We start from the raw sequence: 23214 nt of genomic DNA on the forward strand, positions 1-23214 counted from the left end.
TGAAAATCCTTACTTTGCTGGGGTGCCGACGGATTGCTGCAATTGCGCTTTCCAGCGTTCGAGGTTGCGCTGCAAGGCGGCTTGCGCGACACCGGACGCGGGCAATTCTGTCATCTTTTTCGCCAGCTGTCCGCGCAGCCACGGATCGTTGCAGGCGGAGTTGTGGGAAATCGCCAGGTACAGGCCGGGCTGGTCGACGGGTATTTCGCGGGCGACCAGGTCGTTGCTCATGCCCAGCGTCTGGGCCATGGCCATGCCCGAGTAACGCCCGGCCAGCACGTAGTCGACTTCACCCAACAGCAGTTTTTGGAACGCCGGAGTCAAGCTGGGCAGACGCTGCAGGCTCAGCTGCTGGCCGGCGAAGGTGTCGAAACCAGCGCTCAAGCGCGCACGCTCGGAGACCGCGCCTTTATGCCCGTGCAAGTCTTCAGCCCTGGTGTAGACCAGCGGCGAATCCTTGCGCGTCCACACCAGGTAGTCGATCTGCACCAACGCCGGGTGGATGTAATCGAGGGTTTCCAGCTCGCCGAGGTTCAGCGGCGCATCGGCGAGAATGTCCATGCGCCCACTGCGCACTTCATCCAGGGCCAGTGAACGTTTGCCGCCGTAGAGCAGGTCGATTTTAACGCCCAGGTCCTTGCCGACTTGTTGCAGTACATCGGCAGTGGCGCCGATCAGGTGCGTTGGGTCTTGAGGGTCGCGCCACAGCAAAGGCGGCGCGTCCGGGCTGCCGGTGATCACCAGGCGATCACACTTGCCGGCGGCTAACGCAAGGCCGGGCAATAGCGACAAAACCAGCAATACGGGACGCAGATCCATGGCGCTTTCTCCGATATTCAAAAAAGCCGGGCAAAAAAAACCCGGTCACAAGACCGGGCTCTTTATAAGTGAAGCGGCTGGATTAGACCAGCTTCTCCAACTCGGGTACGGCTTCGAACAAGTCTGCCACCAGGCCGTAATCAGCCACCTGGAAGATTGGCGCTTCTTCGTCCTTGTTGATCGCAACGATCACTTTGGAGTCTTTCATACCGGCCAAGTGCTGGATCGCACCGGAGATACCGACGGCGATGTACAGCTGTGGCGCAACGATTTTGCCGGTCTGGCCGACCTGCATGTCGTTGGGTACGAAACCTGCGTCGACGGCCGCGCGGGAAGCGCCGACCGCAGCGCCCAGCTTGTCGGCCAGGGCGTACAGGTGCTTGAAGTTGTCACCGTTCTGCATGCCACGACCGCCGGAAACGACGATTTTGGCAGCGGTCAACTCAGGGCGATCCGACTTGGCCAGCTCTTCGCCAACAAAGCTGGAAGTGCCAGCGTCGTGGGCAGCGGAGACGGCTTCAACGGCAGCCGAACCACCTTCAGCGGCAACCGGGTCGAAACCGGTGGCACGCACGGTGATGACTTTTACCGAAGCGTTGGACTGTACGGTGGCAATGGCGTTACCGGCGTAGATCGGGCGCTTGAAGGTGTCAGCGCTTTCTACCGAGATGATCTCGGAGATCTGGTCAACGTCCAGCTGCGCGGCAACGCGTGGCAGGATGTTTTTGCCGTTGGAAGTGGCGGCGGCCAGGATGTGGCTGTAGCCAGTGCCCAGCTCAGCTACCAGCGGAGCAACGTTTTCCGGCAGCTGATGCGCGTAAGCAGCATTGTCAGCGTTCAGGACTTTGCTCACGCCCGCGATTTTCGCAGCGGCTTCAGCCACGGCGCCAGCGCCCTGGCCAGCTACCAGTACGTGGATGTCGCCGCCGATTTTGGCAGCGGCAGCAACAGTGTTCAGGGTAGCCGGAGCCAGCACCTTGTTGTCGTGTTCGGCGATTACGAGGATAGCCATGATCAGATCACCTTCGCTTCGTTTTTCAGTTTCTCGACCAATTCAGCCACCGACTTGACCTTGATGCCCGCGCTGCGTGCAGCCGGTGCTTCAACCTTGACGGTCTTGTTGGTAGAGGCGGTGGAAACGCCCAAAGCTTCTGGAGTCACCGACTCAAGCGGCTTCTTCTTGGCTTTCATGATGTTTGGCAGAGACGCGTAGCGCGGCTCGTTCAAACGCAGGTCGGTGGTGACGATAGCCGGCAGTTTCAACGAAACGGTCTGTGCGCCGCCGTCGATTTCACGGGTCACAGCGACGCTGTCGCCGCTCACTTCGACTTTGGAAGCGAACGTACCCTGGCCGTAACCGGTCAGCGCAGCCAGCATCTGGCCAGTCTGGTTGTTGTCGCTGTCGATGGCTTGTTTGCCGAGGATCACCAGCTGAGGCTGTTCCTTGTCGACAACGGCCTTGAGCAACTTGGCCACGGCCAGGGAGGTCAGGTCTTCAGCCGACTCAACCAGGATGGCGCGGTCAGCGCCCAGGGCCAGGGCGGTACGCAGCTGCTCTTGAGCAGTGGTCGGGCCGATGGAAACCACCACGATTTCAGTCGCCACGCCTTTCTCTTTCAGGCGTACAGCTTCTTCCACAGCGATTTCGCAGAAAGGGTTCATCGACATTTTGACGTTAGCAAGGTCGACGCCGGAATTGTCCGCCTTGACGCGAACTTTCACGTTGTAATCGACAACGCGTTTGACAGCTACAAGAACCTTCATGGATTCCTCGTTACTCTCCGGTGAAAAGAAAGTCGCCTAGGCGAACCTGGCGGTTGATGCTCATCGGCACACAAGGGCACCTCCAAAAACTTCGGCGAGTGACTCAGCGATGGGAAATGATGACCGTTCGTCAGGGGTGACTGAGAGGTCATTCTTTATCGCAGCGTGTAAACTGCGCGCCATCGTTTGGGCGCGCGTCACCTGTCGTGCTTTTGGACGTGCTCTTGAAACCTGCTGTCTGCCTACGGTAAGCGCAAAACCGACCGTATATTGACCGGAACGCCTATTCTGGTCAATACGCCAAAATAGCCAGTCATAAGCCGCGTTGCTTTGATTTACCTAGCCTGCAAGCAATTCAAACAAACGTTTGTATTGGACGCTGCCAGTGGTGTAGATATAATGCGCCACCTAGAGAGAAAGGTGGGTCTTGCCGTAGTTGCAAGACGACACCGAACCTCCACCCATTAGAAAAAAAAGCCTGTTGAGCCTTGAGTAGGAGATAGCCTGTGGAACGCGAATACATGGAATTCGACGTGGTCATCGTCGGCGCTGGCCCGGCAGGCCTGTCTGCCGCCTGCCGACTGAAGCAGAAGGCCGCCGAAGCCGGTAAAGAAATCAGCGTCTGCGTGGTCGAGAAAGGCTCCGAAGTCGGCGCCCACATCCTCTCCGGTGCCGTGTTTGAACCACGCGCCCTGAACGAACTGTTCCCGGACTGGAAAGCACTCGGCGCCCCGCTCAATACCCCGGTAGTGCGCGATGACATCTATGTACTGCGCAGCCCCGACGCCTCCACCAAGGTGCCTGACTTCTTTGTGCCCAAGACCATGCACAACGAAGGCAACTACATCATCTCCCTGGGCAACCTGTGCCGCTGGCTGGCCCAGCAGGCCGAGAACCTGGGCGTGGAAGTCTACCCAGGCTTCGCCGCCCAGGAAGCGCTGTTCGACGAGAACGGCGTGGTGCGCGGGATCATCACCGGTGACCTCGGCGTCGACCGCGAAGGCCATCCGAAAGAAGGCGTCTACACCCCAGGCATGGAGCTGCGTGGCAAATACACGCTGTTCGCCGAAGGTTGCCGTGGCCACATCGGCAAGCAACTGATCCAGCGCTTCAACCTGGACAGCGACGCCGACGCCCAGCACTACGGCATCGGCCTCAAGGAAATCTGGGAAATTGACCCGGCCAAGCACCAGCCAGGCCTGGTGGTACACACCGCCGGTTGGCCGCTGGACATCATGAGCGCCGAGAACACCGGCGGCTCGTTCCTCTATCACCTGGAAAACAACCAGGTGGTCGTCGGCCTGATCGTCGACCTGTCCTACAGCAACACTTTCCTGTCGCCGTTCGATGAGTTTCAGCGCCTCAAGCACCACCCGGTGCTGGCCCAGTACCTGGAAGGCGGCAAGCGCATCAGCTACGGCGCGCGTGCCATCTGCAAAGGCGGCCTGAACTCGCTGCCGAAGATGGTCTTCAAGGGCGGCGCACTGATCGGTTGCGATCTGGGCACCCTGAACTTCGCCAAGATCAAAGGCAGCCACACCGCGATGAAGTCCGGCATGCTCGCCGCCGACGCCGTGGCCGACCGTCTGTTCGCCGAATCCGAAGGCGGTGACGAACTGACCGCTTACGTCGACAGCTTCAAGTCCAGTTGGCTCTATGAAGAGCTGTTCGCCAGCCGCAACTTCGGCCCGGCGATGCACAAGTTCGGCCCGATCATCGGCGCCGGCTTCAACTGGTTCGACCAGAACATCCTCGGCGGTAAAATGCCGTTCACCTTGCACGACACCAAGCCGGACTACGCCTGCCTGAAGCTCGCCAAGGACAGCAAGAAGATCGACTACCCCAAACCCGACGGCAAGCTGAGCTTCGACAAGCTGAGCTCGGTGTTCATCTCCGGTACCAATCACGAAGAAGAGCAGCCGTGCCACTTGAAGCTAAAAGACCCGAGCATCCCGATCGGCACCAACCTGCCGCTCTACGATGAACCGGCGCAGCGCTACTGCCCGGCCGGCGTGTATGAAGTGATCACCAAGGAAGACGGCGAGAAGCGCTTCCAGATCAACGCCCAGAACTGCGTGCACTGCAAGACCTGTGACATCAAGGACCCTTCGCAGAACATCACGTGGGTGACGCCGGAAGGCGCGGGTGGGCCGACTTACCCGAATATGTAAGGCAGTTGGCTTGAACAAAAAAGGCTCCCAAGCGGGAGCCTTTTTTATGGCCGGCACAGATCCAATGTGGGAGCTGGCTTGCCTGCGATTGCGGTGGGTCAGCTAAAGATTGGTTGACTGATACTGCGCCATCGCAGGCAAGCCAGCTCCCACATTTAGAGAGTGTGTTGCCTGAACTATGCCGCCCGCTCTTCACCAGGGCTGCGCTCAAAGTAGCGCTTATATTCGCGACTGAACTGCGACGTACTCTGATACCCCACGCTGTGCGCCGCCTGCGCCACGCCCATGCCTTCTACCAATAACAATTGCTGAGCCTTGAGCAAGCGCAAACGCTTCAGGTACTGCACCGGCGACAACAGCGTGCAGCGTTTGAAATGCTCATGAAACGTCGACGCACTCATGTGCGCATACCCCGCCAGGGTCTCGATATTCAACGGCTCGGCGTAATGGGCATGCAGGTGATTCAACGACGTGGCGATTCGCGAAAACTGCCCCTGCTGCTCCACCAGGGCGCGCAACACATCCGCCTGCGGCCCGCGCAGCGCCGTGAACAACAACTCACGCACCCGTGCCGGGCCCATGATCCGGCTCTCCAGCGGATCGTGCAGGCATTTCAACAGCCGCTCGACGCACCCGCGCATCGCATCATCGAGCACCACCGAGCTCATCGACTCCAGGGTCTGCGCCGTCGGCGGCGGCCCCGCCTGGATGCCCATGGCCATGACCAACTCGCCCAGCACCACGCGGTCAATGCCGACCGTGACGCCATACAGCGGCGCATTCGGCAGGGCAAAGGTCTCGCACTCAAAGGGCACCGGCATCGCCTGGATCAGGTAGTGCCCCGCGCCATACTCCAGCGTACGCGGGCCCAGATAGGCGACTTTGCTGCCCTGGGCGACGATCATCAGGCTCGGCTCATAAATCTGTGGCCCGCGCGCCACGTCGCAACTGGCGCGCAATACCTGCACGCCCGGAAGGTTCGTCGGGGAAAAACCGTCGCGGGGCGTAAGCCCTTTTATCAAGGCCACCAGCGTGGCGTTGGCGTCGAGATGGCGGGTCAACAACATGGCAAAAAACTTCGCGAAAAAGGGATGAGAACATCATCGCAGGTCTGAAGGCACATAAATCCAAACTCAGGGCACTCCCGGACGAATAGGCATGAGGTTCGGAGCAATCGCCATAGCCGCAGCCAGGCCGGGCGCGGAGAATGCGCCGCCTCCCTAGTCATTCCTTTTGCGAGGTTTCTTCATGTATACCGCCATCGGTTATGCCGCCCAGTCGGCTACCACTCCCCTCGCCCCCATGTCCTTCGAACGTCGCAGCCCGCGCGCCGATGACGTGGCCATCGAGATCCTTTACTGCGGCGTCTGCCACTCCGACATCCACCAGGCTCGCAACGAATGGGGCATTGCCGTGTACCCGCTGATGCCGGGCCACGAGATCGTCGGCAAAGTCACTGCCGTCGGCGCCAGCGTGACCGCGCACAAAGTCGGCGATCTGGTGGGCGTGGGCTGCATGGTTGACTCGTGCCGCCACTGCGACGCCTGCCATGCGGACCTTGAGCAATACTGCCTCGAAGGACCGACCATGACCTACGCCACCCCGGACCGGGTAGATGGCAGCAACACCATGGGCGGCTACTCCGACAGCATCGTGGTCAGCGAGCACTTTGTGGTGAAGATCCCGGCCAAGCTCGACCTGGCCAGCGCCGCGCCGATTCTGTGCGCAGGCATCACCACCTACTCGCCGCTCAAGCACTACGGCGTCAAGGCGGGCGACAAAGTCGGCGTGCTGGGCATGGGCGGCCTGGGCCACATGGGCATCAAGTTCGCCAAGGCCATGGGCGCAGAAGTTACGCTGTTCACCCGCTCCGCAAGCAAGGCTGAAGAAGGCCGTCGCCAAGGCGCCGACCACGTGATCGTGTCCACCGATGCCGAGCAAATGAAAGCCGCCGCTGGCAGCTTTGATTTCCTGCTGGACACCATTCCGGTGCAGCACGACCTGAACCCCTACCTCGACGTGCTGCGCTTTGACGGCGTGCATATCCTGGTCGGTTTGATCGAGCCGGTCGACCCGCCGGTGAATGCCGCCAAGCTGGTGCTGGGCCGTAAAGTGCTGGCCGGCTCCTTGATCGGCGGCATTGCAGAAACCCAGGAAGTGCTGGATTTCTGCGCCGAGCACAACATCACCTGCGACATCGAGATGCTCGATATCCGCCAGATCAACGAGGCTTACACCCGCATGATCGCCGGTGATGTGAAGTATCGCTTTGTCATCGACATGGCGACCTTGAAGGCCTGATCAGGCCTTCGCGCCCAACTCCGCTGACAGCCGCGCTGCGACCTGTTTGATCACAGGAATCAGCTCGGCCATCTTTTCCAGCGGCATGTAGGGCACGGTACTGGCGATGCTGATGCCGGCGACGATTCGCCGGCTGGCATCGCGCACCGGTGCCGCCACACAACGGATCGACGGTTCGTTGTCTTCCAGGTCGAACGCATACCCGCCCACCACGTATTCGCGCATGCGCTGCTCGAACTGCGCCCAGGATTGCTCCGGGTGCGACGGCCATTGCTGGCTCTTGCCCTCCGCGGGCAGGCTGGCTTCATACAGGCGCTGCCACTCCTGCACAGAGTCATCCAGCAACATTGCCTTGCCCACACCCGTGCGCGCCAACGGCATGCGATGGCCGACTCGCGAGCGCATTTCCGGGCCGTAGCGGCCGGGGTTCTTGTGCAGGTAGAGCACGTCGTCGTATTCACGAATCGCCAAGTGGATGGTGTCGCCGGTCAATGCCGACAGCTCATCCAAATACGGCACCGCCAGGGTCACCAATGGCAACTCGTCGCGGGCCTGAAAACCCAGTTCGATCAGCTTCGGCCCGAGCAGATAACCCACTTGCGGCACCACACGCAGGTAACGCTCCTCCACCAGGCAGCTGGCCAGGCGGTGGGTGGTGCTGCGGGTGGTGCCGATGCGCTTGGCGATCTCTTTCAAGTCGCGCGCACCCGCCGCCACCGCTTGCACCACGCCCAGGCCACGCAGCAGGGTCTGGGTGCCGGTGGGGGCGGCGTCTTTGACGGGGTTGTGGGCGTTTTCCTGCATATCGGGCCTATTGGGAAGTACGAAAACGGCGCCATTATGGCAAATGCAGCCCTGCTGAACAGAGGAGATCCATTGTGGGAGCTGGCTTGCCTGCGATAGCGGTGGGTCAGCTAATTATTTGTAGACTGATGCACCGCCATCGCAGGCAAGCCAGCTCCCACATTTTGCCCCTCATAAGGCTGGGTTTCAGCGTTGCTTCATGCGGTCGATGATGACCGCCAAGAGCAGGATCGAACCCCGAATCACATACTGGTAAAAGGTGTCGATGTTCTTCAGGTTCATCGCGTTCTCGATGATGGCCAGAATCAACACCCCGGCAATCACATGACGGATCATGCCGATACCACCACTCAACGACACACCGCCCAGTACACACGCCGAGATCACCGTCAGCTCAAAGCCCTGGCCGATCATCGGTTGGCCCGAGGTCATGCGTGAGGCGAGGATCACTCCGGCCAGTGCGCCGATCAAGCCGTGCACGGCAAAGATGATGATCTTGGTGCGGTCGACATTCACCCCGGCCAGCAACGCCGCTTCCTGGTTGCCGCCGATGGCCATGGTGTTACGCCCATAGGTGGTGTAGTTGAGCAGCGAGCCGAAGAATACAAAGCACAACACGGTGATGATGATCGGCACCGGCACGCCCATCAGTTGGCCGTTGCCGAACACGAAGAAGCGTTCGTCCATCACACCGACAGCTTTGCCGTTGGAGAAGATATAGGCCAGCCCGCGCACGATCTGCATGGTCGCCAAGGTGGTGATCAAGGCGTTGATGCGCAACTTGGCGATGACGATGCCGTTGATCAGCCCCACCACCAGGCCCATGGCCAAGGCCGCCGACACGCCGAGCACCACGCTGTCGGTGTCGCGGATCACAATCCCCGCGACCACGCCGGCACAGGCAATCACCGAACCCACCGACAAGTCGAAGTGCCCCGAGGCCAGGCAGAACAGCATGGTGCACGCCGCAATGCCCACCGTCGAAATCGCCAGGCCCAGGCCGCGCATGTTCAGCGGCGAGAGGAAGTTGTCGATAAACAACGCGCTGAGCACAAAGATGCTCAACGCGGCGAGCAGCATCACCCAGTCATCGAGAAATTTGCGTTGGTTGAAGCCCGGCCAAAAGCCCTTTGCAGTTTTTACCTGTGACATACCTATACCCTCGAATTCTTCAAGCCCGCGAACGCGGGAGAGCCAGTTGCAACAGCTTCGCTTCATCCGCCTGGTCGCGGGTCAACTCGCCAGTCAGCGCGCCTTCACTCATCACCAGGATGCGATCAGAGATGCCCATCACTTCCATCAGGTCGCTCGACACCACAATCACCGCAATGCCGCTGGCTGCGAGGTTATGGATGATCTGGTAGATCTCCGACTTGGCGCCGATGTCGATGCCGCGTGTGGGCTCATCCAGCAGCAACACTTTCATTGGCATCGACAGCCAGCGGCCAAGAATGGCCTTCTGTTGATTGCCGCCGGACAGGTACATGATTTTCTGCTCGGCGTTCGGCGTTTTGACTTTCATGGCCGTGATTTGCTTGTCGGCATTGCCCTTCTCCCAGCCTTCACGCAACAGCCAGCCAAAGGTGGAATGCGCGCCACGCGCACTGATGTTGATGTTCTCGGCCACGCTGGACAGCGGGATGATGCCTTCCTTTTTGCGGTCCTCCGGGCACAGCAGTACGCCGGCGGCGATGGCATCGCGTGGTGAATGCAGTTGCAGGGCTTGCCCAAACAATTCCAACTGCCCGGCCGTTGCGCGTTCCAGGCCACTGAGCAAACGAAACAGCTCGGTACGCCCGGCGCCCACCAACCCGAAAAGGCCGAGAATCTCGCCCTTGTGCGCCTGCAGGCTGACCGCTTCGCGCAAGCCAGGCCCAAGCAACCCCTTGACCGTGAGTGCCACCTCCCCGCGCTCACGCGGGCGATAGTCATAGATATCCTGAATATCGCGCCCGACCATGCAGGTCACCAGCTGGTCGTGAGTCAGTGTGGCCATGTCGTCAAAAGTGCGCACATAACGGCCGTCCTTGAACACCGTCACCGCATCGCAAATACGGAACACTTCTTCCATGCGGTGCGACACATACAGCACCACTTTGCCCTCATCGCGCAGGCGGGTGATGATCGCCATCAAGCGGTCGATTTCCCGCGCCGACAAGCTGCTGGTGGGCTCGTCAAAAGCAATCACATGGGCACCACGGGACAACGCCTTGGCGATTTCCACCAGTTGACGCTGGCCCAGCGACAAGCGCCCGAGCTTCTCTTGGGGATCGATTTCATCGGCCAGGCCTTTAAGGCACGCCAACGCCTGCTTGCGCAGCTGGCCGCCGTTGACCACGCCGAAACGTGACGGCAAATGCCCGAGAAACAGGTTCTCGGCCACGGTCATTTCCGGCACCAGATGCAGCTCCTGGTGAATCACCGCCACGCCGTTGGCGATGCTGTCGGCAGCGTTCTTGAATGCCATGACCTGCTCGCCGATCTGCACCGTGCCGCTGCTGGGCGTGTAGGCACCGCCGAGAATCTTGAGCAGCGTGGACTTGCCCGCGCCGTTCTCACCCATCAGCGCGTGCACCGAGTGCGGCCGCGCTTCAAAGCTGATCTGCGCCAGCGCCTTGACCCCGGGAAACTCCTTGCCGATGCCGTTGAAACGCAACGCCGCGCCGGTCATTTCCACAGTCCGATTTTGCTCAACTCTTCCTTGAAGTTGGCGCGGGTGATCAGGGTTACGTTATCCAGGGCGGTGAACTTGGCAGGCTCGGTGCCTTTGGTAACCCACTCAAACATTGCCGTGGCGGTTTTGTAGCCGGATGCATCGGGGCTGAGCAGCATTGAGCCGTAGAAGCCGGTGTCGGTTTTCTTCAACTCTTCAATCGCATCAGTGCCGTTGATGCCGACGCCAATCACATTGGCCGCCTTGAAGCCGGCGCTTTCGGTGGCGCGCACGCCGCCCAGCACGGTGCTGTCGTTCATGCCGCCAATGATCAGGTTTTTCGCGGTGCCCGGCAGCTTTACCAGCGCCGAGTTGGTGGCGTCCATGCTGCCTGGCACGTCGAGGGTTTTCTGTGCGCTGAACAGGATGTGGTCAGCGGGCAAGCCGGCAGCCTTGAGGCCTTCGACCGAACCGTCGGTGCGTTTCTTGCCGGTCTCCAGTTCGTCAAAGGTGTTGATGACGGCGTAGGTGTCCTTCCAGTCCCAGTTGCGATGCTTGGCTTCGGCGGCCATGGCCTCGCCTTGTTTCTGGCCGATCTTGTAGGCATCAAGGCCCACATAAGGCACGTCTTCCATAGGCTTGCCCTTGGCATCGACAAACCGGTCATCCACCGCCAGCACTTTCAAGCCGTTGAGCTTGGCCTTGGCCATGATCGCAGGGCCGAGGGACACGTCCGGCGGGCAGATCACAAACCCCTTGGCGCCGTTGGCGGCGAGGGTGTCGATGGCGGACAAGGTTTTCTCGCCGTCGGGCACGGCGATCTTGATCACGGTGAAGCCCTGGTCCTTACCGGCCTTTTCGGCAAAGGCCCATTCGGTCTGGAACCAGGGCTCTTCGGCCTGCTTGACGAGGAAGCCGATCTTCACTTCTTCGGCCGCTGCAAAACCGCTGAAGGCTACCGCCAGCGCCACGGCGCCTAACGTCTTCTTGAACATGAACCACCTCTCTTGATTGTTGTTAGTCGTGGTACATCACGGAACGCCCGCCATCGATCATCAGGCAGGTTGCGTTGATAAAGGGCGCCTCGTCGGTGGCCAGGAACAGCGCCGTCATCGCCACCTCGACCGGTTGGCCGATGCGCTTGGGCGGGTGCAAATCGAAGGCGCGCTGGCGCTCGGCATGCGGGTCAGGGAAACCGTTCCAGTAATCGACGTTGAGCTGGGTTTCGATATAGCCCGGCGCGATGGCATTCACGCGGATGCCTTTTGGCGCGTATTCGATGCCCAGGGCGCGGGTCAAGCCGAGCAGGCCATGCTTGGCAACCGGATAGGGAAAGCAGCCGGGAATAATGTGGCTGGAATGGGTGGAGGCGATGTTGATGATGTTGCCGATGCCCTGCTCGATCATGTGCGGCAACACAGTGCGGCAGCCGAACCAGGCACCGTCGAGGTCAATGGCGAAGCAGCGGCGCCAGTCTTCGTCGGTCATCTGTAGCGGGTCACGGAACACGTTGACGCCCGCGCAGTTGATCAACACATCTACGCGCCCAAAGCGCTCGATGGCCAGGTTGACCAGCGCCTGCCATTGCTCTTTGGAGGTGATATCGACGCCCTGCGCAACGATTTCAGCGCCGCGTTCGCGCCAGTGGGCGGCGACGTGCTCGACCTTTTCGGCCTGGATATCCGCAATCACCAGCCGTGCCTGCTGGGCCTGGAAGCAGGCGACGATCGCCTCGCCTATGCCTTGGGCGGCGCCGGTGATGATCACCACTTTGTTTTTCAGCCGCTCGCCATAGGTGGGTTCGGGCACGGCGGGTAATGACAACGGTTGGGGCTGCATCGCTTCACCTGTTTTATTTTTGGTAGTGAGTGCTGATGCCGCCGACTATAAACCCATCTTTTGAAATATCTCAATATATAAATTTGCATCCCATATAGTGAGACAAGGCGTAAAAAATGTGGAAGTAGATCTATGTGGGAGCTGGCTCCCACATTGGGCCTTCAGTGTTTTTGAAAGAGGGTTTCAGCCCTGGGCAAAGTCGCGCAGTGCATGACCTTCCATGCGATAGCGCACCCACTCTTCCTGCGGCTGGGCGCCGATGGACTTGTAGAAGGCAATCGCCGGCTCGTTCCAGTCCAGCACGCTCCACTCGAAACGCCCGCAACCGTTGTCGCAGGCGATCCTGGCCAGGTGGCGCAGGAGCTTCTTGCCCGCCCCGCCGCCGCGTTGCTCGGGGTTGATGTACAGGTCTTCGAGGTACAGGCAGTTGCTGCCCAGCCAGGTGGAGTAACTGAAGAAGAACACCGCAAAGCCAATCGGCAGGCCATCCCGTGAGCAGATCAGGCCATGGGCGGTGGCGCCCTCGCTGAACAGGCTGCGCTCGATATCCACCACGCTGGCGATCACTTCATGGCGGGCTTTCTCGTATTCGGCAAGCTCAGTGATGAAGGTCAGGATCTGCGCAGCATCGCTGGGCACGGCAGGGCGAATCTCGATGGTCATGGGCGGGCCTTGGGCAATATCAAAGGCCACATACTAAGGCGCTTTGATGACTGATTGCAGTGCAATTTGATTACTCCGGCCACGCGTAAAGCAAGCACCACCAACCACAGAACAAACCCGGCGTGTGCGCATGGTAAACAGTCGGGCATAACGCTAATAACTGCATGCTAATAACTGCATGCCAATAACTGCATGCCAATAACTGCAAGGTCGCCCTATGCCCTCCACCGCTGCCGTGAATACCAAACTGTTCGCCCTGTTCTGCCTCGCCAGCTTCTTGCTGTCACTGTCCTACGGCTCGACGTTTTTGCTGTCGCTGCTGATTCATTCGCGCGGCGGCAATGAACACGACGCCGGCAGCGTAATCTCCATGGCGATGCTCAGCACGTTCGTGGCGGTGCTGTTCTGTGGGCACTTGGCCGATGCCGTCGGTGCGGCGCGCGCCATTGCGGGCATGGGCGTATTGCTGGTGGTGGCGTGCCTGGGGTTTGCCCTGACACCCGGGTTTGGCCTGGGGTTGAGGCTGTTCGGTCTGTCCCTGGGGTTGGGCTGGGGCGTGTTCTACACCTTGGGGCCGATCATCGTGACGCTGCTGGTGCAACCGGCGCAGCGGGCCAAATATTTTGCGCTGCTGTCGGGCAGTATGTTGAGCGGGATCGGTGCCGGGCCTTTGCTCGGCCGCGCCGCCGGCGCGCTGGGCCTGCCGCTGACAGCGGCCTTCTATATTGCCGGTGTGGCCAGCCTGGTCGGCGTGCTGCTGTTCTGGCGAATGGGCGCCCACCTCAAACACCACGCGAATGCGCCAGCCTCGAAGATTTCCTGGGCGTCGAGCCGCCGCGTGCTGTCATCCAAAGCCGCGTTTGCGATCCTGATGGTTGGCTTGGGCGGCTGTGTGTTTGGTGGGCTTTCATCGTTTCAGACCAGCTATGCCGCTGCGCATGGCTTGGACTATTCGCTGTTCTTCGGCGGCTTCCTGAGCGCCGCCATTACCAGCCGGCTATTGATCGCGGGCTACGTAGTCAAGCGCGATGCGTACTGGGCCGCCTGCGTGCTGTCCGGGATCATGCTCGGCTCGATCGCGCTGTTTGCGTTTGGCGTGAGTGGCAACCTCAGTTACCTGTTGGCAGCCGCCACGCTGGGCGTGGGTTATGGCCTGACGTATTCGGTGATCAATGGGCTGGTGGCCAATGAGGCGCCGCCCGGTACGACGTCACAAGCCTTGCTGCTCTTCAGCCTGGCGTACTTTGTCGGGGTGTTCGGCTTTCCACTGCTGGCGGGCAAGCTCATCGTCGATTACGGCTTGCCGACGCTGCTGGCAAGTGTGCTGGGCGTGGCCTTGTTCAACTGGTTGATCACGGTGGCGCGATTGATCTGGCGCCAGCGCTCGGCACACAAAATCTTACAGGTGAGTTAAGACCGTTCGTCGCCATCAAGGCACGAACCGCAAACCGGGGCGGACCAATAAGGGGTAAGGACATTAATCATATGGAGACACCCCTCATGAAGAATTCCAAGTTTGCTGCCCTCGCCCTCACCGGCCTGCTGTCCGCCGCTTCGTTGAGTGCAGTTGCCGCCACCTCGTCTACCGGCACCACCAACCCTGCTACCAAGGAGTCTCAGGATTCGATGGGCACAGGGATGGAAACCAACGGTGGCGCGATTATCGATAACGGCGCTGGCGCAGACCCACGCACCAAAGGCGCCGATACCCAGCGCCAGGCACCAGCCGCCGTCGGCAACGGCAAAATGGGCCCAGGCGTTAACAATGAACCCAAAATCAACAAAGGCGATGACAGCAACATCCCGGGAGCCCCGAAACAGCCTGCGCCTTGATGCATCGATAGCCGCACCGACACCGCACCGACACCCGATCATTTCCCAGTGAAGAGGTACGCATGAACGTCGATAGAAACCTTGAAAAAGAAGTCCTCACCCGCCTGCTGCACGCCCACCCCAATGGCCTGGGCAAGGAGGTGCTGGATAACTACCGCGGCGAAAAAGAGGTCGCCAGTGTGCTGGCGTTTTTGCAGGACCGCGGGTTTATCAAGGATGGGCATGTGACCACCGACGACGCCGGTGAATATTCGTTGAACCTGCCGATCAAGCTGACCGCCTCGGGTGTTGACGAGGCGCGCAAGCTGGAAGGCGAAGGCACTGCTTGAACTAGACGAAGATCAAATGTGGGAGCCCGCTTGTGTGGGAGCGGGCTTGCTCGCGAATGCGCAGTGTCAGTCGACATATTAGGTGACTGATCCACCGCTTTCGCGAGCAAGCCAGCTCCCACATTTTTATTCGTGTTTATTCAGCCAGCAATGCGTCGACTTCGGCACTGCCAGGCGACGTCGCCGGCCCCCAGCGCGTGACCGCCAACGCCGCCGCCGCATTGGCTCGACGCGCCGCGACTGCGGGGGTTAATCCCTCGGCCAACCCGGCCAGAAACACCCCGGCATGGGCATCGCCCGCGCCGTTGCTGTCCACCGCCTGCACCTTGAAACCCGGCACATGCTCGGCCTTGCCGTGGCGACTCACCCAGCAACCATTCGGGCCATCGCGCACTACCAGCAGCGCCTCGGCCGGCAGGTGACGATTGAGTTCGCGCAGCGCTTCGGCCAGCGTTCCGGCCCCGGTAAACGCCAGCGCTTCAGGGCCATTGCTGGTCCAGATATCGATACGCGGCAGCAAGGCAACCATCAAGGTCGAATCCGGCGCCTTGACCAACGGCCCCGGATCGAACACCACGGTGATCTCCCGCGGCAGCGACAGCAACCACTCGAGCAGCGCCTGGGCCTTGCCGTCGAGTAACAGGCTGTAGCCGCTGACGTAGACATAATCGTCTGCGCGCGGCACCACGTCTGCCAGGTCCTCGGCGCTCAAATCCCCTTCAGCGCCGATATGCGAAATGAACGTGCGCTCGGTGCTGACTTCGGTGAGCGACACGCACAAACCGGTGTCCTTGCCCTCGCTGGCCGCCTGGGCCATTTCCACGCCTTCGGCCTGCATGGCCGCGCGTGCCAGATCGCCGAAGCGCCCGCTGCCATGGCGGCCAAGGTAAACCACCGGCAAACCGTTACGCCGGGCGGCAGCCATCACGTTGAAGCCCCCGCCGGCTTCGAAACTGGCGGATTTTGCCAGCACGTCGCCGCCGGTTGCAGGCAGTGTATCGAGGGCCATGACCAGGTCGACGATGACCTGGCCGGTGTGCAGCAATCTAGACATTAGCGCGCTCTACCAAAGCCGGACGACGGTCAGCTGCGCCGCCCAGTACCGCATACATCCCGCCGGCCACCAGGAAGGTGACGATCCAGCCGAGGCCGTTGTGGCCCAGCCAGGAGTCGGACAAAGGCCCGGCGAACCAGATATTTTCGGCGGTGGTGCCGATGGTGGTGAAGCTGAAACCCAGCACAATCGCCACAGCCCAGGCGCCGAATGCACGCCATTCCACGCCGCCGCGATACCAGTAGGCGCTGCTCGGGCTCACGTCCAGCAGGTCTTTGGGGCTGTAGTAGTGACGATGAATCAGGTCGACCACAAAGATCCCCACCCAAGCGGTGATGGGCACGGCCAGCAGTGAGATGAAGGTGATGAACGGGCCGTAGAAACTGTCCGCAATCAACATGAAGTAGATGGAGCCGGCGAAGATCGCCACGATGTCGACGATCACGGCATGCACGCGTTTGACCTTAAGGCCCAGCGTCAGCGTAGTGAGGCCCGCCGAGTACACCGAGAGATTGTTGGAGAGCAGCAGCCCGCCGAACGCGGTGATCAAGTACGGCACCGCCATCCAGGTCGGCAGCATGTCGCGGATCGCGATGATCGGGTCGGTGGCCGACGCCAGGTCATTGTTGCCCACCGACAGCAGGCCGCCGAGGGTGATCAACAGCACCAGCGGAATGCCCGCACCAAACGCGGCAGACGCCACCAGGCGCACGGCCTTGACGCTGCGGTGCTGGTAGCGCGACATGTCGGCACCGGCGTTGGCCCAGCCAATACCGGTACCGGCGGCCATGGTGCCGACACCGATGATCATGGCGCTCAGTGGCGCCGGAGTGGCGTTGAACACCGCGCTCCAGTCGATGGTGGCACAGAGGAAGCCGCCCACCAGGATATTCAACGCGCCGAACACGTAGGTGGCCCACTTCTGGATCACCAGCAAGGTGGCGTGGCCGAGGCCGGATACGGACAAGGTCAGCAGCACGAAAATGGCGATAAAGATCAGCGTGAGCACCGGTGCGCTTTTGGCTTCGACCGGCGAGCCGAACAGGATCGAACACAACGACAGCAGCACAAAGGCAGCGGTGGTGGTATTGACGGTTTCCCAGCCCAGCCGCGACATCAGCGAGACCAGCGTGGGGCCGATATTGCCGCGCACACCGAAGATGGCGCGCGACAGCGTCAGGCTTGGCGCCCGGCCGCGACGGCCGGCAATCGAGATGATGCCGACCACGGCAAAGGAGCCGGCGGCGCCGAGGATCGCCACAATGATCGCCTGCCAGATCGCCAGGCCACGAAATGCCACCAGGGTCGCGCCGAGCGGCAAGCCAAGGATGCTGATGTTAGCCGCGAACCACACCCAGAACAGTTGCAGCGGGTGGCCGTTGCACTCGCCTTCGGGGACCGGCTCGATGCCGCGTGTTTCCAATTGCCCGGCACTTTGGCCGGAAGAAGTGCTGCTCATGAGGGGGGCTCCTGGTGCCTGTATTGTTGTGGTTGTGGCAGATAGTCAAAGCTTTAACCGGTCGTCCTGACTCAAACACGATTTAATGCGGGAGCTGGCTTGCCTGCGATAGCGGTCTTTCAGTGAGTGCATCAGTGGCTGGCACACCGTTATCGCAGGCAAGCCAGCTCCCACATGTTTGATTTGTGGTGTTCAGCGCAATTGCAGCAGCCCTTGAACCAACGCCTGCAAATCCAGGCCATTGACCTGCTTGACCTGCTCAATCATCGCCTCAGGCCAGCACTGCATGCCCAGGCACGCGCCCAGCATCGCACCCAGCATGGCGGCGATGGTGTCGGTGTCGCCGCCAAGGCTGGCCGCCAGGCACAGCGCTTCGAAGGCATTCATGTCGCCCACCGCCACTTGCTGGGCGAGGGCAAAGGACACCACTACCGACTCTTGTGAGGCGACGGAGGTGCCGATCAGTTCGTAAAGCAGGTCGGCAAACAGGGCTTTATCGCCGCTGCCGACGCTCAAGGTGCGCGCCCAACTGATGCGTGTGGAAATCCGCCCACCGGCAATCCAGTGGCCATGGCCTTCGGCCATCTGCGCGAGCTGGGTGCCGATGTTCAGGGCCTCGCCCAAATCCACACCGTTGATACCCGCCGAAACCACCGCCGCCACCGCCGCCGCGCTGGAGATGCCCAGGTTGGTGTTATGGGTGACCTGGCAGGCCTGAATCACCGCCTGGATAAACCGCGCCGGGTCGCTGACGTCGGCGGCAATGCCGACCGGCGTGATGCGCATCGCGGCGCCATTGGTGGTGCCGTAGCGCCCGGATTCTTCCGGGGTGTGGCCGGCGAGGATCATGTCGATCGCACGTTTGGTCGATGGCCCCAGCAAGTCCTGGGAGCCTTTGGCGCGCATCGCCGCTTCCCAGTCGATCAGGCGCTGGGCGAGTACTGTGGGTTCGATTGTGCCCTGCCCTTGCACCAGCAACTCACCCACCAGGATCGCCTGCTCGGTGTCATCGGTGATGGAGCCTGCCGGCATGTTCGGCGCGATGGGTTGGTCGGCGCCAGCCTCTTCCAGAGCGGTGATGGCCCCGAAGCGCTGCTGCACCTGCTCGCGGCTCAACGACTGGGTGGGCATGCCCAATGCATCGCCCAGGGCCAGGCCGTAGAAGGCACCGAGGGCGCGATTTTGCGCGGTCATTTCGAAGCTCCAAACTGCAGGTGCAGGCGAAAGTGCAAAGGGTCGAGCAAGCTTTCGACATGCTCCATGAGACGCTCGCGGCGGTCGTAGGTAGTGCGCGTGGCTTTGAGAAACACCGTACCGGCTGGGCGGCCGAGCAACTCGGCGTCTTCATCGCTGAGAGGCTCGGCACCGATCCATTGATCGCCTTCGGCACCCACGTAACCGTAGGCGGCCAGGGTGATGGTGAGGGAATTATCGATCAGGCCAACGCGTGGCAAGCTTTCCAGGCCGCCGGTGGCGGGCATCAACGAACGTTCGAGGGACACGGCGGTGCCATCGGGGGTGCGCCGACGTCGGTCGAGGGCGATAAATTGGTCGCTGCCGAAACGGCTGAGCAGGTCCGGTCGTGTCACGGCTTCCAGGCGCAGGATGTCGGTGATGACCAATGCGCCAGTATCGGCCAGCGCCTGTGCCCAACCGCTGCGTTGGTCGAGCACCATGCCGTCAAAGGTGACGATGGAGCCGACCCCGCTCTGCGTGGCGATGTAGTTGCGCCGTTTGAGCTCAGCCAGGGCTTCGCGCAAGGTGCCACGGCTGACCGCAAACTCCTCGGCCAGTTGATGCTCGCCCGGCAGCAGGAAACCGTCGGCCATCACTCCACCTTCGATACGGCGGATGAGCTCATCGACGACGCGTTTTTTCTTATCAAATCGGACATGTCTAATCATGTACAAATTGATAACCGAAAGCGCCCGATCTCAGCAAGCAAAATTATTTCAGGGTGATGAAAAAATCGGCCTCAGGGCTCCAGGCCAATACGGAAAAACTCCCCGCCGCTCCATACACCAAGCCAGTTCTGACCGTTGATCGGACGGCTGACCGCCAACTCGACCAATTGGTAAAACACGTTGCGATGCACAAGGGCTTCAAGGTTGGTGCGCACTCGCAGGTAAGGCGCGGGTTCTTGGGTGATCGGCTCGATCACCACCCGCAAGGGGTGTTCAAGGCCCGCTTCAATGTCCTCGTCGACATTGGTGGTAAAGCGCAGCACCTGGCTTTCGCCCTGCCCTTCGACTTCCAGCGTTACCGCGACAAAAGGCGCATCATCGACGCTAATGCCGACCTTTTCCACGGGAGTCACCAGAAAATAATCATCGCCATCGCGGCGGATGATGTTGGAGAACAGCTTGACCATCGGCTTACGCCCGATCGGCGTGCCCTGGTAAAACCAGGTGCCGTCACGGGCGATGCGCATGTCGATGTTGCCGCAAAAATCCGGGTTCCACAGGTGTACCGGCGCCGGCCCTTTGCCCTTGGGCAGTTGGGCCAATAGATCATTGGCCTTGGCGGAATCGGTCATAGGGTTCTCCTCTGGATTTTTACTGATCACCCATCCCCAACAGGCCGCGGGCGTATTGGGCCAGCGGGCGGGCAATCAAGTCTTCTGGCTTGTTGTCGTGGAACGTCAGTAAACCGCCACGACTGCGAATGCGTGCAGTATCAATCAAATACTGGGTGCTGGTCTCGATCAACATGATCTGAATCACGCCGTTGTCCAGGCCAACACGATCCAACGCTTGCTGGTCGGTCCACTCATCGGCATTGCCGATTCGGTCATCGGCTGCCGCAAAGCGGCAATACAGCAGGTAGTGAGCGCCCGCGGCACGGGCTTCGGCCATGGCCTGTTCGAGGCCTTCCGGCTTACGGGCGCGACGTACCATAGGGAAATATTCGACAAAGCCGTTGAAGGCCTCTTCGGCCACCACGTTGGGACGTGGATAGGCGCTGCCGGGCGGCACAAAGGCGCCCTGGGCGATGAATACAAAGGAGTCCGGCTGTATGCGCACCGAGGCGGTACGGCGGGTATCACTGTGGTCCAGCAGCCCGGCGTCGCTCATCTGATAGCGGGTGCCTTCGGCCATATCGCTGACGGTCATGCAGCCACTCAGCGCCACTGACGCCAGCAACAAAACCAGACTACGCATCCTAATCCTCCAGAAGCCGGTGACGGAAAACCGGCGAATGGGCACTTAATGCAGAATCCGCGCCACTCAAGAAGGATGCACAACCAAATGTGGGAGCTGGCTTGCCTGCGATGCAGACACCTCGGTCCTTCAGCAAGATTGAGGTGATGCTATCGCAGGCAAGCCAGCTCCCACAAAAAGCCTGCTCCCACATTCGATTGTGTGCGGTGTTAGCCGCCGATGATCTTCATGACCGTGGCGCCGCCGGAGAAGGCCACTTCCTGCTTGTCGCCCAGGGCCTTCATCAACAGCCCTTGCAAGGCCGGCAGTGCCTGATGGCGCGGTTGGTCCAGCAGGTCGCCCACATAGTGGCGGTTGCTCGACGACAAACAGCCATGCAACCAACCGGTCGACGACAAGCGCAGGCGCGAGCAGGTGCGGCAGAACGGCACGCTTTCGTTGGCGATCACGCCAAAAAAGCCTTTGCCCGGCACTTCGTAGCGCACTGCCGTGGCATCAATCGGCGCGTTGGCTTGCAGGTATTCGTGATGCTCGCCGATCAGGCTGAGCAGTTGTTGCAGGCTGACGAACTGCTGCAGGAACGCATTGGAATCCTTGGCCAGGTGGCCCATGCGCATCAGTTCGATAAAGCGCAGCTCGTAGCCACGCTCCAGGCAGTAGTCGAGCAGTGGCATCACCTGGTCGAGGTTCTGCCCGCGCAACGGCACCATATTGACTTTGATCTTGATGCCAGCAGCGCGGGCCTGGTCCATGCCATCGAGCACGGTGGCCAGGTCGCCACCACGGGCGATGCTGCGGAAGGCGTCAGCATCCAGGGTATCGAGGGACACGTTGATGCGCCGAATACCCGCGTCGACCAGCAGTGGCAACTTGCGCGTAAGCAGTTGGCCATTTGTCGTCAGGCTGATATCACTCAGGCCCATGCCGCCCACGGCGCCCATGAAGGCTTCCAGCTTGGGGCTGACCAACGGTTCACCGCCGGTGATGCGCAAGCGCTCGATGCCGGCCGCTTCGATCAGGTAGGCAACGCCGCGCGCCATGGCCTCGGCCGAGAGTTCGTCCTGGGCAGCCACCAGCCGCTTGCCGTTAGGCACGCAGTAGGTACACGCGTAATTGCAGGCTGAGGTCAGGCTGATCCGCAAATTGCGAAATCGCCTGCCTTGACGATCAACGATCATGGAACACTCCGGCAGAGGATGGTTCAGGCGCGCTAAAAGCTGACTGAAAAATCAGCTTTTAGCAAGCGTCCTTGCCTGAGTATATTCCTGGGGTACTGCAAGCGGCAGCAAATCATTGCGCCATCACTGTCGGGAATGGCTTAAACAGCAGGAGCGTCGCTGCCCTTGGGCTCAGCATTCGGCAGCTCAGTGCTGTGCTTGCGCTTGTTGCCCATGCGCACGCCGATGTCCATCAGGAACTGGAAGAAGCCTTCCTGATCTTCCAGCACATTGCTCCAGAACGGCGAGTGGTACAGCGCAACGGCGCCATGTACCAACGCCCAGGCGGCGCAATAGTGGAAATACGGCGGCACGTCTTCGAGCTTGCCTTCGCTGATGCGGCCCTTGATCAGCAGGGTGAGGCGCTCGAAGTTCGAGGCGCGGATCTTGTGCAGCTCCTCGACCATTTCCGGCACTTGATGGCCCTTGACCACCTTTTCTTCCAGGCGGTCGAACAGGCGGTAGCGCTGCGGGTCACGCATGCGGAACTCGAAATAGGCGCGTGACAGCGCCTCCTTGTCCTTGTCCACATCAGCCGAATGCAACAGCTCGTTCAAGTCGCGCTCATAGTCGAGCATCAGCCGCAGGTAGATCTCGGCCTTGGATTTAAAGTGTTTATAGATCGTGCCTTTGCCGATACCCACGGCATCCGCAATCATCTCGACGGTGACGCTGTCTTCACCTTGTTCGAGGAATAACTTGAGTGCAGTGTCGAGAATTTCCTGCTCACGGCGGCGAAACTCACGGACCTTACGGGGTTCTTTGTGCATGAGGAAGAGGTCTGCAGAGGTCGGAATTAGGGAGGGTTACGAGGGCCACGACTTCATGGCGATACGATTTACCCGATGCGAGGGATTATCCCGACTGAACGGTCGTTGGGCAACGCCTATGTGAACCCATGGCGCACTTTAGTTTCAGCGCGTCAACGAATGGATGGATTTCAGTCAGAAACAATACATCACAATGGCAGCCGTGCTTACGCTCAATGAGAACTCAAGCGAAGCGCGCGTATTCCAAATCTGTTTAAAAAACGACCAATCGCGACTGGACTGAATCGGATACTGATCAATACTTGAATTGTCGGCGCGACATCTCCCCCAAGTGACGCGTCGACCTGGGTACCGACGGACTGTGTGCCCTTGTTTTA

23 protein-coding genes are annotated in these 23214 nt (G+C 60.6%); 5 read left to right on the forward strand and 18 right to left on the reverse strand.

Going from position 1 to position 23214, the window contains the following annotated elements; translation table 11 throughout:
• Nucleotides 1-9: 9 nt before the first annotated feature.
• The 3 genes from PSH96_RS21685 to PSH96_RS21695 all read right to left on the reverse strand — a co-directional run bounded on the left by PSH96_RS21685 (nt 10) and on the right by PSH96_RS21695 (nt 2583).
• A complete protein-coding gene (locus PSH96_RS21685) occupies nt 10-819 on the reverse strand; it encodes an ABC transporter substrate-binding protein (RefSeq protein WP_305454963.1) in 810 nt (269 codons plus the stop codon).
• Between the two features lie 82 nt (nt 820-901).
• Entirely contained in the window at nt 902-1831 is a 930-nt protein-coding gene (locus PSH96_RS21690; RefSeq protein WP_305454965.1) for an electron transfer flavoprotein subunit alpha/FixB family protein, read from the reverse strand.
• A 2-nt stretch (nt 1832-1833) separates the two neighbouring features.
• Nucleotides 1834-2583, reverse strand: coding sequence for an electron transfer flavoprotein subunit beta/FixA family protein (locus tag PSH96_RS21695; protein WP_017138339.1), 750 nt, complete (start codon nt 2581-2583; stop codon nt 1834-1836).
• A 506-nt stretch (nt 2584-3089) separates the two neighbouring features.
• Between PSH96_RS21695 and PSH96_RS21700 the strand changes: the two genes are divergently transcribed.
• A complete protein-coding gene (locus tag PSH96_RS21700) occupies nt 3090-4754 on the forward strand; it encodes an electron transfer flavoprotein-ubiquinone oxidoreductase (protein ID WP_305454968.1) in 1665 nt (554 codons plus the stop codon).
• 176 nt (nt 4755-4930) lie between these two features.
• Here the strand turns inward: PSH96_RS21700 and PSH96_RS21705 are convergent, their stop codons facing one another.
• Complete coding sequence (locus tag PSH96_RS21705; RefSeq protein ID WP_305454969.1) at nt 4931-5821, reverse strand: AraC family transcriptional regulator; 891 nt, start codon at nt 5819-5821, stop codon at nt 4931-4933.
• Nucleotides 5822-6002: 181 nt separating this feature from the next.
• Between PSH96_RS21705 and PSH96_RS21710 the strand changes: the two genes are divergently transcribed.
• Complete coding sequence (locus tag PSH96_RS21710; protein ID WP_017138342.1) at nt 6003-7055, forward strand: NAD(P)-dependent alcohol dehydrogenase; 1053 nt, start codon at nt 6003-6005, stop codon at nt 7053-7055.
• Here the strand turns inward: PSH96_RS21710 and PSH96_RS21715 are convergent, their stop codons facing one another.
• The 6 genes from PSH96_RS21715 to PSH96_RS21740 all read right to left on the reverse strand — a co-directional run bounded on the left by PSH96_RS21715 (nt 7056) and on the right by PSH96_RS21740 (nt 13014).
• On the reverse strand, nt 7056-7859 hold the full coding sequence (locus PSH96_RS21715) for an IclR family transcriptional regulator (protein ID WP_065929302.1): 804 nt from the start codon (nt 7857-7859) through the stop codon (nt 7056-7058). It abuts the gene before it with no gap.
• Between the two features lie 186 nt (nt 7860-8045).
• Complete coding sequence (gene araH, locus PSH96_RS21720; RefSeq protein WP_305454972.1) at nt 8046-9011, reverse strand: L-arabinose ABC transporter permease AraH; 966 nt, start codon at nt 9009-9011, stop codon at nt 8046-8048.
• 19 nt (nt 9012-9030) lie between these two features.
• The gene (gene araG / locus PSH96_RS21725) at nt 9031-10530 is read right to left on the reverse strand and encodes an L-arabinose ABC transporter ATP-binding protein AraG (RefSeq protein WP_305454974.1); all 1500 of its coding nucleotides are present in this window, start codon (nt 10528-10530) and stop codon (nt 9031-9033) included.
• Nucleotides 10527-11507 (reverse strand): substrate-binding domain-containing protein, encoded by a 981-nt coding sequence (locus tag PSH96_RS21730; RefSeq protein ID WP_305454975.1) that lies wholly within the window; start codon nt 11505-11507, stop codon nt 10527-10529. The genes araG and PSH96_RS21730 overlap by 4 nt, the downstream gene beginning before the upstream one ends.
• Nucleotides 11508-11529: 22 nt before the next feature.
• Nucleotides 11530-12351: an SDR family oxidoreductase gene (locus PSH96_RS21735; protein WP_058420786.1), complete on the reverse strand. Its 822-nt coding sequence runs from the start codon at nt 12349-12351 to the stop codon at nt 11530-11532.
• A 183-nt stretch (nt 12352-12534) separates the two neighbouring features.
• Entirely contained in the window at nt 12535-13014 is a 480-nt protein-coding gene (locus PSH96_RS21740; RefSeq protein WP_305460134.1) for a GNAT family N-acetyltransferase, read from the reverse strand.
• Nucleotides 13015-13231: 217 nt separating this feature from the next.
• On the opposite strand from PSH96_RS21740, the gene PSH96_RS21745 reads away from it, so the two are divergent.
• The 3 genes from PSH96_RS21745 to PSH96_RS21755 all read left to right on the forward strand — a co-directional run bounded on the left by PSH96_RS21745 (nt 13232) and on the right by PSH96_RS21755 (nt 15176).
• The gene (locus PSH96_RS21745) at nt 13232-14428 is read left to right on the forward strand and encodes an MFS transporter (protein ID WP_305454977.1); all 1197 of its coding nucleotides are present in this window, start codon (nt 13232-13234) and stop codon (nt 14426-14428) included.
• An 86-nt stretch (nt 14429-14514) separates the two neighbouring features.
• Complete coding sequence (locus PSH96_RS21750; RefSeq protein WP_305454978.1) at nt 14515-14847, forward strand: hypothetical protein; 333 nt, start codon at nt 14515-14517, stop codon at nt 14845-14847.
• A 62-nt stretch (nt 14848-14909) separates the two neighbouring features.
• On the forward strand, nt 14910-15176 hold the full coding sequence (locus tag PSH96_RS21755; protein ID WP_305454979.1) for a hypothetical protein: 267 nt from the start codon (nt 14910-14912) through the stop codon (nt 15174-15176).
• Between the two features lie 136 nt (nt 15177-15312).
• Here the strand turns inward: PSH96_RS21755 and PSH96_RS21760 are convergent, their stop codons facing one another.
• The 8 genes from PSH96_RS21760 to PSH96_RS21795 all read right to left on the reverse strand — a co-directional run bounded on the left by PSH96_RS21760 (nt 15313) and on the right by PSH96_RS21795 (nt 22837).
• On the reverse strand, nt 15313-16230 hold the full coding sequence (locus PSH96_RS21760) for a PfkB family carbohydrate kinase (protein WP_305454981.1): 918 nt from the start codon (nt 16228-16230) through the stop codon (nt 15313-15315).
• A complete protein-coding gene (locus PSH96_RS21765) occupies nt 16223-17689 on the reverse strand; it encodes a cytosine permease (RefSeq protein ID WP_305454983.1) in 1467 nt (488 codons plus the stop codon). Before PSH96_RS21765 ends, PSH96_RS21760 begins: the two co-directional genes overlap by 8 nt.
• Before the next feature lie 192 nt (nt 17690-17881).
• Nucleotides 17882-18883, reverse strand: a complete 1002-nt coding sequence (locus PSH96_RS21770) for an ADP-ribosylglycohydrolase family protein (protein WP_305454984.1) — start codon at nt 18881-18883, stop codon at nt 17882-17884.
• Nucleotides 18880-19593, reverse strand: a complete 714-nt coding sequence (locus PSH96_RS21775; RefSeq protein ID WP_065929311.1) for a GntR family transcriptional regulator — start codon at nt 19591-19593, stop codon at nt 18880-18882. Before PSH96_RS21775 ends, PSH96_RS21770 begins: the two co-directional genes overlap by 4 nt.
• 71 nt (nt 19594-19664) lie before the next feature.
• Nucleotides 19665-20225, reverse strand: a complete 561-nt coding sequence (locus PSH96_RS21780; RefSeq protein WP_305454985.1) for a DUF1285 domain-containing protein — start codon at nt 20223-20225, stop codon at nt 19665-19667.
• A 19-nt stretch (nt 20226-20244) separates the two neighbouring features.
• The gene (locus PSH96_RS21785) at nt 20245-20850 is read right to left on the reverse strand and encodes a DUF4823 domain-containing protein (RefSeq protein WP_056861633.1); all 606 of its coding nucleotides are present in this window, start codon (nt 20848-20850) and stop codon (nt 20245-20247) included.
• Between the two features lie 209 nt (nt 20851-21059).
• Nucleotides 21060-22028 carry a GTP 3',8-cyclase MoaA gene (locus tag PSH96_RS21790; protein WP_056861634.1) on the reverse strand — a complete coding sequence of 323 codons (969 nt, stop codon included), beginning with the start codon at nt 22026-22028 and terminating at the stop codon, nt 21060-21062.
• Nucleotides 22029-22168: 140 nt separating this feature from the next.
• The gene (locus tag PSH96_RS21795; RefSeq protein WP_069787966.1) at nt 22169-22837 is read right to left on the reverse strand and encodes a TetR/AcrR family transcriptional regulator; all 669 of its coding nucleotides are present in this window, start codon (nt 22835-22837) and stop codon (nt 22169-22171) included.
• Nucleotides 22838-23214: the final 377 nt, after the last annotated feature.

It is taken from the genome of Pseudomonas sp. FP2338, from assembly GCF_030687515.1.
GTDB lineage: Bacteria > Pseudomonadota > Gammaproteobacteria > Pseudomonadales > Pseudomonadaceae > Aquipseudomonas > Aquipseudomonas salomonii.